Source organism: Nocardia sp. NPDC049149 (assembly GCF_043197455.1).
GTDB lineage: Bacteria > Actinomycetota > Actinomycetes > Mycobacteriales > Mycobacteriaceae > Nocardia.
Genome location: NZ_JBICTD010000004.1, coordinates 332,108 through 346,394 on the forward strand (window position 1 = coordinate 332,108; position 14,287 = coordinate 346,394).

Below are 14,287 nucleotides of genomic sequence, written 5' to 3' on the forward strand. Positions count from 1 at the left end.
CTAGCGCCTTTCCTTCGACTTCGTGGCATCGCCGGCGGGTACGCCCGCGGTGCCGTATCCGTACCGGCGCGCCAGCGGCCACGACAGTGCTGCAACGGTTCTCAGCGCCGACTTGGACAGCCCGGTGCGCCACGCATCGTCGGAGGGACGAATGACGGTGGCGCCGGTGTGGAATCGGTCCGGATTCCCGGTGACGGTGTGATTGGTGTGCAACTCCACCGTTCGATCGGTCATCGGATTGGCTTCGATCGCGCTGTCGCACAATCGAAGCAGCTGGTCGATGGTGCCCGCCGGATCGGCGATGAAGTCCTCGTACCGCAGGAACATCGAGCGCTGCGGGTACCGCTTGGTGATCGCGTGCGCGGCGAGATTGAATCCGGTCCAGTAACCGGTGCTCTTACCCGGCCCCATCGCGTAGACGTATTCCTTTGGCTTGCTCCATGATTGGGCCACCGCCCGCGGATCGCGGACCAGGTGGACGTAATACGGGACGATCCCGTCGAGGTGCTCGAGCAGCGCCGATTCGCCGGGAATCTTCGTGGTGTCGACGATCACCCGCGCATTTCGGCGCGCCGCGACGGCGTGGTAGACGTCGGTCATCAGTGCGGCATGCGCGCGAATCTGCGTGTTGTGCAGACCGCGTCCGAGCACCTGCCAGGTATGCCGGGTCCGCACGGTGCCGAGTTGACGTCGGATGACCGCGTCGGCGTGCTCGACCAGCGTGCTGCCCTGCGGCTGTCCGATCGGCAGGATGGTCGACCACACCGGGCATTCGACGAGCTTCAGCCCGCAGCCGCACGCCTCGTTGACGCCGCGGCCCGCCGCGTTCTTCCAGAGGAAATGCAGCTCACCCACGTGGAAGAAGTCCGGAATCTCGTTGAGGATATTGCCGATGATGGTGCTGCCGTTGCGGCACCAGCCGGTGATGCACAGCACCTTCACCGGTGTTCGGCCGCCTGTCCCGTCAGCTGCCGTCCCGCTGCCATTGTTCGATGGGGTATTCGTCATGCGTCGACCGCCTTCACCGTTTGTCGGATCGTCATGGCCAGCAACGACGCCGCGAGGGCGCACCCTGCCGCGACCACGAAGACCGCCGGGTAACCGAACCCAGCCGCGATCGCGCCGGTGGCCGGGCCCCAGACGAACAGGCCGAGGTCCCAGAACGAGGTGTAGGCGCCGATCGCCGCGCCCTGCTTCGCGCTTTCGGTGTTGTTCATGACCATCAACGCCAATGACGGGTGCAGCAGCGAGAATCCGACACCCATGACGACGGCGCCGAGCACCGCCACCGGCAGGTTCGGCGCCACCGCGATGATCAGGAGTCCCGCGGCTTCGCCTGCGCCGCACCAGGAGGCGACCCGACGCGGCCCGAGCTTGTCCGGCAGGTGTCCGATCACCAGACGGGTGCCCGCGTACACGGCACTGAACGTGCTCAAAACGATGACGCCCGAGTCGATTCCGCGCAGCTCCAGGTCACGGATGACGAACGCGGCCAGGCCGACATAGCCTGCGGCCCCGAGCGCAAGGCCGAGGCCGGGCAGCACTGCCGGGCGCAGGAGCAGCCCGCGTCCGCCCTTGGACGGCTCGGCGTGTGGCTGCGGCGCGACGATGCTGATCAGGATCAGTCCGACGAGCGGCGCGACCGCGCAGAAGGCCCACACGGCGTCGATGCCGAGCGGCCGGATACCCGCGCCGAGTGCGGTGCCCAGCGAGATGCCGCCCCACATCGCGACACCGTAGAGCCCGATCATCTGGCCGCGGCGGTGATGCGGTGCGAGCGTGACGGTCCAGACCGCGCCCGCGGTGAACAGCGCGGCCTCGCCGATGCCTGCCAGCAGGCGCGCCGCGAGCAGGCCGACCAAGCCGAGCGGCAGGAAGTAGAGGAGGCCGCCCGCCGTGACGGCGACGGCGCCGAACCGCATGACCGAGCGATGCCCGTACCGGTCGGCCAGTCCGCCGAAGATCGGGCGGGTGAGCAATGCGGTGAGTGCGGTGGACGTGACCGCGAGCCCGACCGCGAGATCGCCTGCGCCGAACTGGTCCCGAACGTGGGCGGGCAGCACCGGGATCGCCGCGGACAGGCCGAGGTATCCGCAGAACAGCCCGCCGAAGACGCCGGCCAGCGCCAGGCGGGGGATGGTTCCGGTTTCGGAGGGCGCCGTCATGGCTGACCGGCCGCGGCCTCGGCGACCTTGCGCACCGCCGCGATGAGATGGTCGCAATCCGCCTGTGTCAGAGTCGAGGACAGCGGAATATCCACTGCCGCTTGCAGATACCGGGTCGCGTTCGGCAGCAGGTCCTGCACGGCCGCAGTCGCCATCCCGGTGAACAGGAACCGCCAATTCCAGAACGCTCTGATGTTGGTGTCGGCGTCGGAACCCAGATTGCGTGCCTCGATACCCTCGTGGCACAGCGCTCGCGCGAACCACTGCGCGCGTCCCGGCACGCGGAAGATGAACGCCTCGCCCAAATAAGCGCCGGGCGCAACGGGCCTGCGAATGTGGATATTGCTTACGTCAGCCAGCGCCGACGCGACATAGTCGTAGTTGGTTCGAAAGGCGGCCAAGCGAATCGGGAGCCGTTCGAGCTCGGACCGCAGCAATGCCGCACGGATCTCATCCATCCGGAAGCTGAGCAGCGGTAGGTCGAGATCGGTGGGGATCGGCGGTTCACCGTCCGGGAAATGGCGGCGCAGGCGTCCCTCGTACGCGCCGGAAAGCACTGTGGCGCGGGCGAACAGCGCGCTGTCGTCGGTGACGAGAAAGCCACCCTCGCCGCTGTTGAGCGACTTGTCCGACTGCGTGCTGAACGCGCCTGCCAGACCGAACGTGCCGAGTTTGCGGCCGCCCAATTCCGCGCCGAGCGCGGGGACCGCGTCCTCGAAGACCGGCACACCCATGGCGTCGGCGAAATCGAGCAGCGCGGCCATGTCCCCGGCGAAGCCGCGCATGTGCACGACCATGATTCCCTTGATCTCCGAGGTCCACCGCTTGCGCAGATCGGCGACGTCTAGGTGCAGGTCCTCGTCCACGTCGACCAGGAACGGGGTGCACCCGGCCAGCATGATGGCGCTCGGCGTTGCCGCGAAAGTGAAACCGGGACAGGCGATCAGGCTCCCCGGTGCGATGCCCGCCGCCATGATGGCCAGTGCCAGCGCGGTGGTGCCGCTAGAGGTGGCCAGCGCGTGCTTGCAGCCGAAGTAGCGGCACAGCTCGGCCTCGAACCTGCCGCATTCGGTTTCGTGCGCGGGCCGGTAGTCGTAGCGGAAGTAGAGGTGGCTGCGGATCGCGCGCAGTGCCGCTTCCTCGTCCTCCGGATAAACGCACACCGCGCCGCGATCGTAGGTCGGCCACGGCGATTGCCGAACGGGACTTCCGCCGTCGAGCGCCAATCGCGAATCGATGGCTACCGGCACCTGCCGGATCGATGCCGAATTGTCGATCTCATTGTCCGCCATCGCATTTCCTACCCAACCATCGAACACCGGCGAGCTGCCACTACCCGCCTCGCCGGCATCGGGTGTCCTGAAAACCCGATGCGGCGTCGAGGCGAACGCTACACCGAGCTCTCATTCTGGGTATTCGAAATCGATTGTTCGGCAATGATATTGAATGTTAAGACTTCACTAAGATTGTTTCCCGAGTGTCATGTGCTGGGATGTGTCGCTACTGCGCCAAGGTGCGAGAACGGTCGTCGCAGAACGACGTTCGGTGGGCGCCGGGGCGGCGCCCACCGAAGTCGGACTGTGCGGTTGGTGATGGTCAGAGCGTCTCGGTGACCTTCTTCAGTCCACGCGGCCGGTCGGGATCGCCGCCGCGCGCGATCGCCAGATGCAGCGCGAGCTGTTGCAGGGGAAGGATTTCCACCAGCGGCGACAGCGGCTCGGGAATGCCGGTCGGCAACGCGACACCTGCCGACAGCCCCGCGATCGCGTCGGCGGCGCCGACGCCGAACACGTCGGCACGCAGCTCGGCGAGCCGCGAAAGCACCGGAGCCATCGCCCGCCCACCCGCACCGTCGGGGACGATCGCCAGCACCGGTACCGAGGGATCGACGGTGGCAAGCGGACCGTGCAGCAGATCCGCGCCGGAGAACGCCTGCGCCGAAAGATACGACGTCTCCATGAGTTTCAGCGCCGCCTCGCGCGCGGTCGGGTACGAATAGCCGCGCGCGGAGGTGATCAGGCGCTGGGCGAACCGGTACCGCTCGGCGGTGGCGGCCAGCGTCGCACCGGACTCGAGCACCTCGGTGCCGAGGGCGGGCAGTTCGGCCGTGCCCGCACCGTCCCCGCCACGCGCGTAGTCGAGCAGGAGATACAGCGCGAGCAGTTCCGCGGTGTAGGACTTCGTCGCCGCGACCGCGCGCTCCGGACCGGCCAGCACGTCGACGTGGATCTCGGCGGCGTCTGCAAGGGCGGAGTCGGGGTTGTTGGTGAGCGCGACGGTCAACGCCCCCTGGCGGCGCGCCACCTCCACCGACTGCACCAGGTCGGGCGAGCCACCGGACTGACTCACCGCGATGAACAGCACATCGCGCAGATCCGGTGCGCTGTTGTAGATCGTCATGGTCGACGGCGAGACCAGCCCGGCGGGCAGCGCATGGTGGATCTCCACCAGATACTTGCCGTACAGCGCCGCATGGTCGCTGGTGCCGCGCGCGACGAACAGCACGAATCGCGGTTGGTACGCGGCGATTCGCGCGGCGGCGGCGCGGATCGCGTCGGTGCCCTCGGTGAGCAGTCGCTGCCAGGCCGCGGGTTGTTCGGCGATCTCGCTCGCCATGAGCACGCCGGGGTTGTCTTGCTCCGTCATTCCACTCCTCGATGTCAAAGTCTTATCCAGCCCCGCGAAGGCGGCCTATCCGGACAGTGCGGCCGCGTCACGGTCCAGGAGCTGCGCCGCCAACCGCAGCGCGCCATGGACCGGGTCGGCATCAAGCACTCGCATATCGTCGATACCGCGCGCGGCGAGCATCGTGCGCAGCTCGTTGTGCACCAGCGGCTGATTCACCGCCATCCCACCCGCGACGATCACCGGTCCGTGGCATGACAGGCGGTCGGCGACGGTGCCGACGAGGTCGGCGAGATCGGCGACGGCTTCATCGACGATCGCGCGGCCGACCGGATCGCCTGCCTCTGCCAATTCGACGACAACGCTGGCGCGGCGCGCCCAATACCTGCGGTCGGTGTGGTTGTAGAAATGGTCGAGCAGTTGCTCCGTGGAGCGTAGCCCGCACTCGGCGGCCATCGCCTGACCGAGCCGGTCCGCGGGTTCCCCTCGGTCGACCGCGGCCAACGCGCGGCACACGGCCGCGCGGGCCATCGCGTAGCCGCTGCCTTGGTCGCCGAGCAGATATCCCCAGCCGCCCGCCCGCGCGGTCCGGCCGTCGTGCCTGCCCCAGGCGACCGAACCGGTGCCCGAGATGAGCGCGACACCGTCATCGACGCCTGCGGCCGCGAGCACGAGTTCGCTGTCGTGCACCACGCGAATCATCGCGTCGGGCAGCCGTTCCGCGAGCAGATCCCGCAGTCGGGCACAGCCTTCCGGCGTATCGGCGCCCGCCGCGCCAGCGCACACGGCCTCGACGCCGTAGGCACCGACTCGTTCGAGGATGGCGTCGAGCTGGCGGCCTGCCTCGTGCACGCCGACCGAGGCCACGTTGGCGCTGCCTGCCCGTGCCTCGGCGACGACGATGCCGCCCTCGGCGCGCACCGCCATCGTCTTGGACCCGCCGATGTCCAGGCCGAGCGTGGTGGTCACGAGCGCACCTCCTGGGTCGCCGTGGTGCTCGGCGATTCCGGCCAGCGTCCACCGTTGGCCCAGAAGTGCTGGATCTCTTCCAGCTGACGCCCCTTGGTCTCCGGCGCCAACTTGTAGACGAACGCGAATCCCAACAGCGCGAACACGCCGAAGACCACGAATGTGCCTGCCCCGCCGAGGGATTCGAGCATCGTCAAGAACGCCCCCGCCACAATGGCATTCGCGACGAGGTCTGAGGTGAGCATCGCGCTCGAGCCCGTCGAACGCAGCCGCGCCGGGAAGCTCTCGCCGGCGTAAACCCAGACCAGCGCGCCGAATCCGAAGGTGAAGCCGACAATGAACAGCAGCACCCCGAAGAACCCGAGCGCGGTCAGCACGCCGCCGAAATCGGAGCCAGCCAGGAAGACCGCGATGAGCAGCACGTTGGCCGCGATCATCATGCCGATGCCGGACAACAGAATTGGCCTGCGCCCGACCCGGTCGACCAGCACCAGCGCCGCAAGCACCGCGACAAGGGCCGCGACCTGAACCAGCGCGGGCAGCACGAGGAGCGCGAAATGGCCACGGAAGCCCATCGCCTCGAACAGCCGCGGACTGTAGTAGACGATCGCGTTGATGCCGGTGATCTGGATGAAGAAGCCGAGTCCGACGACGAAAACGGTCGCGCGCAGGTACGGCTTGCGCAGCATCTCCCGCAGCGCGCCACCGGATTCCTCGTGCAGGCCGCGTTCGATTTCCGCTAGTTGAACGTCGGTGTCCAGGTCGGGTTCCACGCGGCGCAGCACGCGGCGCGCCTCCTCGATGCGGCCCTTCATCACATACCAGCGCGCACTGTCGGGCAGGCGCAACAACAGCACGGTCGTGAGCACGGCGGGCACGGCAGCCAGCCCGAGCATCCACCGCCAGCTTTGCGAACCGGCGAGCAGGTACGCGGCGAGATAGCCGATGATGATGCCGATCACCGTCGCCATCTGATACGTCACCAGCAACGCGCCGCGCACCCGGGTAGGCGCGGACTCGGCGACGAACACCGGCACAACGACCACGGAGATACCGATGGTGATGCCGAGCGCGAGGCGGGCCGCCACCAGCATCGGGAGATCCGTAGACAACGCACCGAGTAACGCGAACGCACCGTAGGTCGCCGCGACGAGCACCATCGACTTCTTGCGGCCGATCCGGTTCGCGAGCACGCCGCCGCCGATCGCGCCCGCGATCTCGCCGATCACCACCGCGGTGGTGAGCAGCTCCTGCTGCCGGGTGGTCAGGCCGAATTCTTCGGTGATGAACAGCAGCGCGCCTGCGATGTTGGACAGGTCGTAGCCGTAGATCACCCCGACGCTGGCGGCCGCGACACCGACCAGCACCCCCAACCGGGACGACGCCCGTAGCTCGGCCACGAACCGCATGTTTCTTCGCCTCTCACCGTTGATCAGGGAAGTAATTGGTGTACACCAATTTGCCGGTGACGAGATTGGCATATACCAATTCCGACGTCAACTCGGAGGCGGAACGGTAGGTTCTGCGGCATGGTCAACACCGCCGGGATCGTTCCGGAAGTCATGCAGCCGCATCCGCGGTATTACGACACCAAACTGGCCTTGCGCAGGCTCATCGGCACGATGGAATCGTCCGCCGCGCTGCCGCCGGAGCGGGTGCTCGCCGACCAGCTCGCGACCTCGCGCACCACGCTGCGCAAGGCGCTCGCCGAACTCGCCGCCGAGGGACTGCTCCGGCGCGTCCAAGGCAGCGGCACCTTCGTCGCGCCACCGAAAGTCGTGCACCTGCAGCAGTTGACGTCGCTGACCGACGATCTCAATGATCAAGGGCTGCAGGTGAGTTCACGCATCCTCGCGCTGACCAAGGTGCCGGCGGACGAGATCGTCGCCGAACAGCTCGCCATCGCGCCTGGCCGCCGGATCCACCGCCTCGAGCGACTGCGCTCGGTCGACGGCGAACCGTTGGCCATCGAGATCGCCCACCTCGCCGATCGGCTGCCGAACCTCGCTCGCCGCCTCGCGGAACACGGCTCGCTGTACGCGACTCTGCGCGACTGCTACGGCATCGAAGTGGCGGCCGTCGAGGACACCGTCGAAACCGCCCTCACCACTCCTGACGAAGCGAACCTGCTCGGCGTCGCGGTCGGATCCCCGACCCTGCTCATCCAGCGCCGCGCCGCCGACCCCACCGGCCGTGCCATCGAATGGACCCGCTCCATCTATCGCGGCGATCGCTTCCGGTTCGTCGCGCGCACGTGAGAAGTCCGATCCCTTGATCGGGGCGCAACCGACCACGGTGCCGGACGCGCTCGCGACGGCACCGCGGTCGAATGTTCAGTAGACCCGGTACATGCGGTGATCGAAGTGACCCTTGGACAGTTCCGCGTATCCGAGGATGACCAGCCCGTTGACCCAGGTGTAGTTGGGGTCGGCCGTCTCGAACTTCGGCGTCATGCGAATGTAGCTTTCCTCGAACGGAATTCGTTCACCGTCGGCCAGCCGCTTGCGGCCGTCGGGCGGGAAGACGGCAACGCCGCGCGATTCGTAATGGATGAAAGCGCCGTCGTCCGTGCGGAGGGTCGCGTGCACGTCCAGGCGGCCGATGCCGTCGCTGCCGACGGTCGCCCAATCGCCGCCGCCGGGGAGCAGGGTCCCTTGTAGGCGGGGGCCGGTGAACCGGCCTCCCTTCACGATGTAGGTGAAGCGCGTGCCCACCGGCGTGCCGATGATCTGTGTCGGCTCCAGATCGATGCTGAGATCGCAGAGATGATCGACGGGCGCCGCGTCGATGAGCGCGCGTTCGAACAGTGGTGCGCCGACTCCGGTGGTCATGCTTGGCCGCCGAATGCTGCTCGCGCCTGGGCGAAGTCGAAGAACGTGTCCTTGCGTGAGACGAGTCCCTCGGACACCTCGACCACGTCCAGGCACTGGAAGCCGCGGCGCTGCCCATCGGCGGCGTCGAAGGTCAGCGTCCAGTCCAGCACCCAGTGCGCCGGTCCGAACAGCAGCCGGTGCGTGTCGCAGCCCATGTTCGGATAGAGGTCCAGAATGCCGGCGAAGGTCTGGCGCAAGGCATCTCGTCCGGTGACGACGCTGGTGCGTCCGTGTGTCTGAAAACGGGAGTCGGTGGTGTGCATGGCAACGATGGCATCGACGTCGTGCGACGTCCAGGCATCGAGGTACTGCGCAGCGAGCGCGGTGAGGTCGAGAGTTCTTGCCGTCATGGCGAATCCTTCGGTGCTGATGCAGTGCTACGCATACGACCGTATTGGATACGATCGTATGCGTCAATACGTTCGGTCGTATTTTCAGATACGATCGGACGTATGTCTCGATCAGGTGATGCCCGTCGTTCGTTGGTGCTGGACCGTGCCGTGCACGTCGCGTCCAGTGCTGGACTGGAGGGGCTCTCGCTCGGTGGGCTGGCCGAGGCGCTGCAGACCAGCAAGAGCGGTATCCAAACGCTGTTCGGCACCAAGCAGGACCTTCAGCTCGCGATCGTCGAGGCGGCGGTCGGGGTCTTCGATCGTCACGTCCGGCAACCTGCGCTGTCGGCGGCCGACGGGCTGCCCCGGCTGCGCGCGCTGCTCGCGGGGTGGTTCGACTACCTCGAAATCTTCGAGGGCGGTTGCCTTTTCGTGGCGGCGGCCAGCGAGCTGGACGGGCGGACCGGGCCGGTGCGCGACGCCATCGCGCGCGCCGTCGAGAACGGTTATGCGCTCTTGCGCCGCGAGGCCGAACTCGCGAGGAGGCTGGGTGAGCTGCCACCCGACACCGATATCGAGCAGCTGGTTTTCGAGTTGCACGCGCTGTTGTTGCAGGCCAACCACGATCGCCAATTGTTCGGCCGCAGCGACGCGCTCACGCGCGGACGTCGTGCCGCCGAACGCCTACTCGATCGGCAGTGATCGTCCGTTGCCGTGCCGAACCGCCGCCGCGTAGCCGGGGGCGGGTGCGGCGAAGGCGGCGGCTCCGGCCAATAGCAGCAATGGGATTCGCCCGTCGTGACTGGTGGCTTGCCTCGGCTCGGAGCTACCGGTGCTTCGTGGTGCCGGGGCCAACGGCGCGGTGCACTGTCGGCTCGGGTGCAGCTGCTGCCATTCCGCGCACGGGTCGGCAGCGGCTGGTGTGACCATGACGGCGAAACCGATGCCGACACCCGCCGTCGCGGTCGCCAAGGTGGCTACGACTGATCGGGTGACCCTCATCGGCCGGGGCGGCCGGTCTTTATGCGCGCGTAGAGGATGTCGACGCCCCACCAGGTCAGGCGTCCTGCGATGGACATGTAGAGGAAGAAGGCCAGGTAGACCAGAATCGCGCCGTAGTCGTCGGCCCATCCCGGCACCCGATCCAGGTGCGCGAATGCCGCGAGGAGCATGAAGAAGCCGACGGCGCAGGCAACCGGTGCGAGTGCGACGTCGCCGGACGCGGTATCGGTTCTGTCCATCTGGTTCACCCTCGAGTCTCGGCATGGAACTCGGCTCTTGTGATCTCTGTTGCTCTAAGGAGAACCTCGTAGCTAACTTTTGGCAAACGATAAGTGGCGGCGCGGGCTCGTCACGGCCGTTCATTCATCGTTACGACACCGAAGATCTGCAGGTCGGAAGCGGTGTATGCGGATTCGGCGCCGCGTTTGTGGTGTGCGTCACGCGGTCGCTGCGAGCGGTTCCCCGCGGTCATTGGAACGCATCGTCGTCGACTACGTGCCTGACCCGCTCGAGTGCCTGGTGGAGGTCGGGGAGGCCGATCGAACCGAGGGCCAATCGAAGTGCCTGCGGTACATGGGCGGACGTGGCGTAGGGCTCGGCGGTGGAGACGAAGACGCGCTCGCGGGCCAGCGTGCCGGCGATTCGGTCCGCGCGTGCGCTCTCGGCCAGCGGCAACCACAGGAAATAGGACGAGGGGTGGCTCGCGTAGGGGAGTCCCCCGAAAACGGTACGGGCGATGGTTTGGCGCGCGCGGGCGTCGTCGCGCTTCCTGGATTCCAGCTGCTCGACGGTGCCGTCCTCGAGCCAGCGGCAGGCGATCGCCGTAGTGAGGGCCGGAGTGTTCCACGTCGTCGCACGGATAGCGCGTTCGACCGCCGCGACACGGTCATCGGGTGCGGCGACGAAGCCGAATCGCAAACCGGTGGCAACGCTCTTGGAGAGGCTGGAGACGTAGATCGTGGTCTCCGGTGCGAGCGCGGCAAGTGGTGGCGGCGGGTCCTCAGCCAGGTAGGCGTAGGAGGCGTCTTCGATGATGAGCAGCTGGTGTTTGCGGGCAATGGTCACCAGATCACCGCGCGCGGCGGCGGTCATCACCCAGCCGAGTGGGTTGTGCAACGTCGGTATGGTGTAGATCGCGCGGACCCGGCGTTGCGTGCAAAGGTGTTCGAGCGCAACGAGATCGGGGCCGGATGCGGTGACAGGTATCGGGGCGGTCTCCAGCCCGACAGTCTGCGCGAGCACCTTGAATCCCGGGTAGGTGAGTGCATCCACTGCGACGACGTCGCCATGCTGCAGCGTGGCCATCGCGGTCGCGGCGAGTCCGTGCTGAGCGCCGCTGACGATGAGGACTTGCGCTGCGTCCACGGTCAACCCGCGACGGCGCAGGTGACGAGCGACCGCAGCTCGGTCGGCGGCGCGTCCGCGGTGCGGCTGGTAGTGCAGCAACGCATCGAGGTCGCCCGTGGTGGCCAGTTCACGCAGGGCGCTGCGCAGCAAGTCCGCCTGACCGGGCGTGGCGGGGTAGTTGAAGCTGAGGTCGACGGCATCGGCGGCCAGTGCCTGCTGGTCGATCCCCGCGCCGGACGGAAGTGCCAGGTCGCGGACGAACGTGCCGCGACCCTGTTCGCCGCTGACCAGGCCCATGGCGGCCAGTTCGGCATATACGCGGGACGCGGTCACCAGCGCGATGCCCTCGCGGGCGGCCAGTTCGCGGTGCGTGGGCAGGCGGGTCCCCGAAGGCCAACGCCCAGAACGGATCTCCGACGCGAGCCGGTCGACGACCCGCTTGTATCGAGGGATCCGCATGCCGCCGATTGTATCCATGACAATTATTCGACTGTCATGGGTAAGCGTCTTAGGCTGCGTCTACCAGGCAGAAAGGACCCCGCCATGCACATTGCGATCCTGACCTTCGAGGGATACAACGAGCTCGATTCGCTGATTGCCCTCGGCGTCCTCAACCGAGTTCGGTTGCCCGACTGGCAGGTATCGATCGCCAGCCCGACCCACACGGTTCGGTCCATGAACGGTGTGGTGATCGAGTCCATGGTCGATCTCGAAACAGCCTGTGCCGCAGATGCTGTCATCGTCGGCAGTGGCGCCAAGACCCGCGAGGTCGTCGAGACACCCGCCATCATGGACGTGCTGGGAAACCTGGATCCTGCCCGCCAGTTGATCGCCGCGCAATGCTCCGGCGCGCTCGTCCTGGCCAAACTCGGTCTGCTCGACGGCATCCCGGCCTGCACCGACCTCACCACCAAACCATGGGTGATCGCAGCCGGAGTCGACGTTCTCAACCAGCCCTTCTACGCAGAGAACACCATCGCCACCGCAGGCGGCTGCCTCGCCTCGCACTACCTCGCCGCCTGGATCATCGCCCGCCTGGTCGGCCGCGACGCCGCCGAAGACGCGATCCGCTACGTCGCACCGGTAGGCGAAAAAGAGGACTACGTCGCCCGAGCGATGAACAACGTAACCCCCTACCTCCAAACCACTTTCACCACCGTCTAGCGGTGGAGCCGCGCAGTTGAGTGGTCGGTGAACTGATTCAGCCAGACTTTGGTCAGTGGCAGTCGACGTTCTCACTCTCAAATCCGCACCCCTTCTGTGGATCCGCACTGGTTCTAGCAGCCCGGAGCGGGTGCGGATCCACAGAAGGGGTGCGGACCTGCGGAAGAGGTGCGGACTTTGGCGGGCGCGGGGTGGCAGCCTTACGTTGGTGGGCGTGGTCAGAGAACGGGTGGTGTGCCGTTTGATCGGTGCTGGCCGGGGCGGGGGAGGGCGATGAATGAGTCGGCGGCGTTCGATCGGCTGCGGCCGCTGCTGTTCACGATTGCGTACGAGATCCTCGGGAGTGCGGCTGATGCTGAGGATGTGTTGCAGGACAGTTATCTTCGGTGGCGGGATGTGCCGCCGGGCGAAGTAGTGCACCCGCGGGCGTATCTGGTGCGGGTTGTTACGCGGCAGGCATTGAATCAGTTGCGGACGGTGCGTCGGCGTCGCGAAGAGTATGTCGGCACCTGGTTGCCGGAACCGATTCGGACCCAACACGACGCCAGTCATGATGTGGTGCTTGCCGAATCGGTGTCGATGGCGATGCTGCTCGTGCTGGAAACGCTCGGCCCTACTGAGCGAGCCGTGTTCGTGCTGTCGGAGGTGTTCGGCCACAGCCTTGTCGAGATCGCCGACATGATCGGTAAGACCGACAGCACGGTGCGCCAGATTGCGCACCGTGCCAGACAACACGTGCAGGCCAGGCGCAAGCGCTACGAGCCAGACGCGGAAACCAGCCGGGCGGTGATCGATCAGTTCCTGCGGGCCGCCCGCAACGGTGATGTGCAAACCCTCATGGATGTGCTCGCGCCCGACGTGGTGCAGCTCGCCGACGGCGGCGGCAAGGTCACCGTGGCAGGCCGTCCGGTTGTCGGTGCCGAGCGGGTCGCCAAGTACCTCGTCGCGCTCGCCCAGAACGGCATGGCGGGCATGGATGTCGAGTTCGGCAGCTTCAACGCGCTGCCTGCCCTGCTGGTCCGCTCCGGCGGAGAGCTGGATTCTGTCCTGCTGATCGAGCTGTCGGGAGACCGGATCACCCGGCTGTATGCGGTACGCAATCCCGACAAGCTGCGCGGCGCAGAGGTGCTGCGCACTCTCGATCGAAGCGATACCTGAGGGAACACAACGCCTTACAGGCGTGGCGTGACGGAGGCCACACGCCGGGATGTCACGGTCTCGGCGGGAGCGGTGTCTCAGAGGACGTCCGCATCAACACCCGAAGGAGCATCATCATGAACGCCTTAATCGTGTGCACCTCTGTGTCGCATGGCAACACGAAGCGAGTCGCCGACGTCATGGGCGAGATTCTGCACGCCCGCGTCGTCGAGCCGGAGCATGTGGACCCCGCCGAGCTGGCCGGCTACGACCTGGTGGGATTCGGCTCGGGGATCTTCAACATGTCCTTCCATCCGCGGCTGCGCCAGTTCGTTCAATCCTTGCCGACCAGCACGCGCGGCAAGGCGTTCGTGTACGCCACCAGTGGCTTTCCGCAGCCGCCGTTCAAGCCGTATCTGCGCCAAATGGCCGGGTTGCTCGAGCGGAAGGGCTTCGAGGTGGTCGACACGTTCTCGTGCCGCGGGCTCGACACCTGGCTGCCGTTGAAGATCGTCGGCGGGGTCAGCAAGGGGCATCCCGACGTCGCCGATCTCGCCGCGGCGCGCGCGTTCGCCGTCGGACTGCGGGCACGCCTCGGCGCGGTTTCCTGAGTTTCTGAAATATTGATCCCTGCACGAACATTGGGTGTCGTGAAATGCCGGGCGAGCCGCCC

At 66.9% G+C, this 14,287-nt stretch carries 16 protein-coding genes; 5 read left to right on the forward strand and 11 right to left on the reverse strand.

The genetic code is table 11. The annotated features are described in order from the left end of the window. The 6 genes from ACGFNJ_RS17195 to ACGFNJ_RS17220 all read right to left on the reverse strand — a co-directional run bounded on the left by ACGFNJ_RS17195 (position 1) and on the right by ACGFNJ_RS17220 (position 7,168). The gene (locus ACGFNJ_RS17195; protein WP_393448358.1) at positions 1-1,008 is read right to left on the reverse strand and encodes a sulfotransferase; all 1,008 of its coding nucleotides are present in this window, start codon (positions 1,006-1,008) and stop codon (positions 1-3) included. Beyond that, positions 1,005-2,165, reverse strand: a complete 1,161-nt coding sequence (locus ACGFNJ_RS17200) for an MFS transporter (protein ID WP_393448360.1) — start codon at positions 2,163-2,165, stop codon at positions 1,005-1,007. Before ACGFNJ_RS17200 ends, ACGFNJ_RS17195 begins: the two co-directional genes overlap by 4 nt. Continuing rightward, positions 2,162-3,457 (reverse strand): DegT/DnrJ/EryC1/StrS family aminotransferase, encoded by a 1,296-nt coding sequence (locus tag ACGFNJ_RS17205; RefSeq protein WP_393448362.1) that lies wholly within the window; start codon positions 3,455-3,457, stop codon positions 2,162-2,164. The genes ACGFNJ_RS17200 and ACGFNJ_RS17205 overlap by 4 nt, the downstream gene beginning before the upstream one ends. 304 nt (positions 3,458-3,761) lie before the next feature. After that, complete coding sequence (locus ACGFNJ_RS17210) at positions 3,762-4,781, reverse strand: SIS domain-containing protein (RefSeq protein WP_393450009.1); 1,020 nt, start codon at positions 4,779-4,781, stop codon at positions 3,762-3,764. Positions 4,782-4,856: 75 nt separating this feature from the next. Further along, complete coding sequence (locus ACGFNJ_RS17215) at positions 4,857-5,759, reverse strand: N-acetylglucosamine kinase (RefSeq protein WP_393448364.1); 903 nt, start codon at positions 5,757-5,759, stop codon at positions 4,857-4,859. Then, positions 5,756-7,168, reverse strand: a complete 1,413-nt coding sequence (locus tag ACGFNJ_RS17220; protein WP_393448366.1) for a sugar porter family MFS transporter — start codon at positions 7,166-7,168, stop codon at positions 5,756-5,758. Before ACGFNJ_RS17220 ends, ACGFNJ_RS17215 begins: the two co-directional genes overlap by 4 nt. Positions 7,169-7,288: 120 nt before the next feature. Here ACGFNJ_RS17220 and ACGFNJ_RS17225 point away from each other — a divergent pair, with 120 nt between their 5' ends. Then, positions 7,289-8,017 carry a GntR family transcriptional regulator gene (locus tag ACGFNJ_RS17225; RefSeq protein WP_393448368.1) on the forward strand — a complete coding sequence of 243 codons (729 nt, stop codon included), beginning with the start codon at positions 7,289-7,291 and terminating at the stop codon, positions 8,015-8,017. 75 nt (positions 8,018-8,092) lie between these two features. Here the strand turns inward: ACGFNJ_RS17225 and ACGFNJ_RS17230 are convergent, their stop codons facing one another. Beyond that, positions 8,093-8,590 (reverse strand): DUF3237 domain-containing protein, encoded by a 498-nt coding sequence (locus ACGFNJ_RS17230; RefSeq protein ID WP_393448370.1) that lies wholly within the window; start codon positions 8,588-8,590, stop codon positions 8,093-8,095. Next, positions 8,587-8,982 carry a nuclear transport factor 2 family protein gene (locus tag ACGFNJ_RS17235; protein ID WP_393448372.1) on the reverse strand — a complete coding sequence of 132 codons (396 nt, stop codon included), beginning with the start codon at positions 8,980-8,982 and terminating at the stop codon, positions 8,587-8,589. The genes ACGFNJ_RS17230 and ACGFNJ_RS17235 overlap by 4 nt, the downstream gene beginning before the upstream one ends. A 102-nt stretch (positions 8,983-9,084) precedes the next feature. On the opposite strand from ACGFNJ_RS17235, the gene ACGFNJ_RS17240 reads away from it, so the two are divergent. Continuing rightward, complete coding sequence (locus ACGFNJ_RS17240) at positions 9,085-9,666, forward strand: TetR/AcrR family transcriptional regulator (RefSeq protein ID WP_393448373.1); 582 nt, start codon at positions 9,085-9,087, stop codon at positions 9,664-9,666. On the opposite strand, the gene ACGFNJ_RS17245 is transcribed toward ACGFNJ_RS17240, so the two are convergent. From ACGFNJ_RS17245 to ACGFNJ_RS17255, 3 genes are all read right to left on the reverse strand, one after another. Continuing rightward, entirely contained in the window at positions 9,649-9,936 is a 288-nt protein-coding gene (locus ACGFNJ_RS17245) for a hypothetical protein (RefSeq protein ID WP_393448375.1), read from the reverse strand. The two genes, ACGFNJ_RS17240 and ACGFNJ_RS17245, sit on opposite strands and share 18 nt — an antisense overlap. 26 nt (positions 9,937-9,962) lie before the next feature. Continuing rightward, positions 9,963-10,205: a hypothetical protein gene (locus tag ACGFNJ_RS17250; RefSeq protein WP_393448377.1), complete on the reverse strand. Its 243-nt coding sequence runs from the start codon at positions 10,203-10,205 to the stop codon at positions 9,963-9,965. Between the two features lie 229 nt (positions 10,206-10,434). Beyond that, on the reverse strand, positions 10,435-11,772 hold the full coding sequence (locus tag ACGFNJ_RS17255; protein ID WP_393448379.1) for a PLP-dependent aminotransferase family protein: 1,338 nt from the start codon (positions 11,770-11,772) through the stop codon (positions 10,435-10,437). Positions 11,773-11,856: 84 nt separating this feature from the next. On the opposite strand from ACGFNJ_RS17255, the gene ACGFNJ_RS17260 reads away from it, so the two are divergent. The 3 genes from ACGFNJ_RS17260 (at position 11,857) to ACGFNJ_RS17270 (ending at position 14,225) form a co-directional block, all read left to right on the forward strand. Continuing rightward, positions 11,857-12,477 carry a DJ-1/PfpI family protein gene (locus ACGFNJ_RS17260; RefSeq protein ID WP_393448380.1) on the forward strand — a complete coding sequence of 207 codons (621 nt, stop codon included), beginning with the start codon at positions 11,857-11,859 and terminating at the stop codon, positions 12,475-12,477. 273 nt (positions 12,478-12,750) lie between these two features. Next, entirely contained in the window at positions 12,751-13,635 is an 885-nt protein-coding gene (locus tag ACGFNJ_RS17265; RefSeq protein WP_393448382.1) for an RNA polymerase sigma-70 factor, read from the forward strand. 116 nt (positions 13,636-13,751) lie between these two features. Continuing rightward, a complete protein-coding gene (locus ACGFNJ_RS17270; RefSeq protein ID WP_393448384.1) occupies positions 13,752-14,225 on the forward strand; it encodes a flavodoxin family protein in 474 nt (157 codons plus the stop codon). Positions 14,226-14,287 lie beyond the last annotated feature (62 nt).

Bases quoted from the DNA above. Each gene is read 5' to 3' on its own strand.
- ACGFNJ_RS17270 (WP_393448384.1), top strand. From the start codon at position 13,752: ATGAACGCCTTAATCGTGTGCACCTCTGTGTCGCATGGCAACACGAAG.
- ACGFNJ_RS17195 (WP_393448358.1), bottom strand. From the start codon at position 1,008: ATGACGAATACCCCATCGAACAATGGCAGCGGGACGGCAGCTGACGGG.
- ACGFNJ_RS17225 (WP_393448368.1), top strand. From the start codon at position 7,289: ATGGTCAACACCGCCGGGATCGTTCCGGAAGTCATGCAGCCGCATCCG.
- ACGFNJ_RS17250 (WP_393448377.1), bottom strand. From the start codon at position 10,205: ATGGACAGAACCGATACCGCGTCCGGCGACGTCGCACTCGCACCGGTT.
- ACGFNJ_RS17205 (WP_393448362.1), bottom strand. From the start codon at position 3,457: ATGGCGGACAATGAGATCGACAATTCGGCATCGATCCGGCAGGTGCCG.
- ACGFNJ_RS17265 (WP_393448382.1), top strand. From the start codon at position 12,751: ATGAATGAGTCGGCGGCGTTCGATCGGCTGCGGCCGCTGCTGTTCACG.
- ACGFNJ_RS17220 (WP_393448366.1), bottom strand. From the start codon at position 7,168: ATGCGGTTCGTGGCCGAGCTACGGGCGTCGTCCCGGTTGGGGGTGCTG.
- ACGFNJ_RS17235 (WP_393448372.1), bottom strand. From the start codon at position 8,982: ATGACGGCAAGAACTCTCGACCTCACCGCGCTCGCTGCGCAGTACCTC.
- ACGFNJ_RS17210 (WP_393450009.1), bottom strand. From the start codon at position 4,781: ATGGCGAGCGAGATCGCCGAACAACCCGCGGCCTGGCAGCGACTGCTC.
- ACGFNJ_RS17260 (WP_393448380.1), top strand. From the start codon at position 11,857: ATGCACATTGCGATCCTGACCTTCGAGGGATACAACGAGCTCGATTCG.
- ACGFNJ_RS17240 (WP_393448373.1), top strand. From the start codon at position 9,085: ATGTCTCGATCAGGTGATGCCCGTCGTTCGTTGGTGCTGGACCGTGCC.
- ACGFNJ_RS17230 (WP_393448370.1), bottom strand. From the start codon at position 8,590: ATGACCACCGGAGTCGGCGCACCACTGTTCGAACGCGCGCTCATCGAC.
- ACGFNJ_RS17255 (WP_393448379.1), bottom strand. From the start codon at position 11,772: ATGCGGATCCCTCGATACAAGCGGGTCGTCGACCGGCTCGCGTCGGAG.
- ACGFNJ_RS17200 (WP_393448360.1), bottom strand. From the start codon at position 2,165: ATGACGGCGCCCTCCGAAACCGGAACCATCCCCCGCCTGGCGCTGGCC.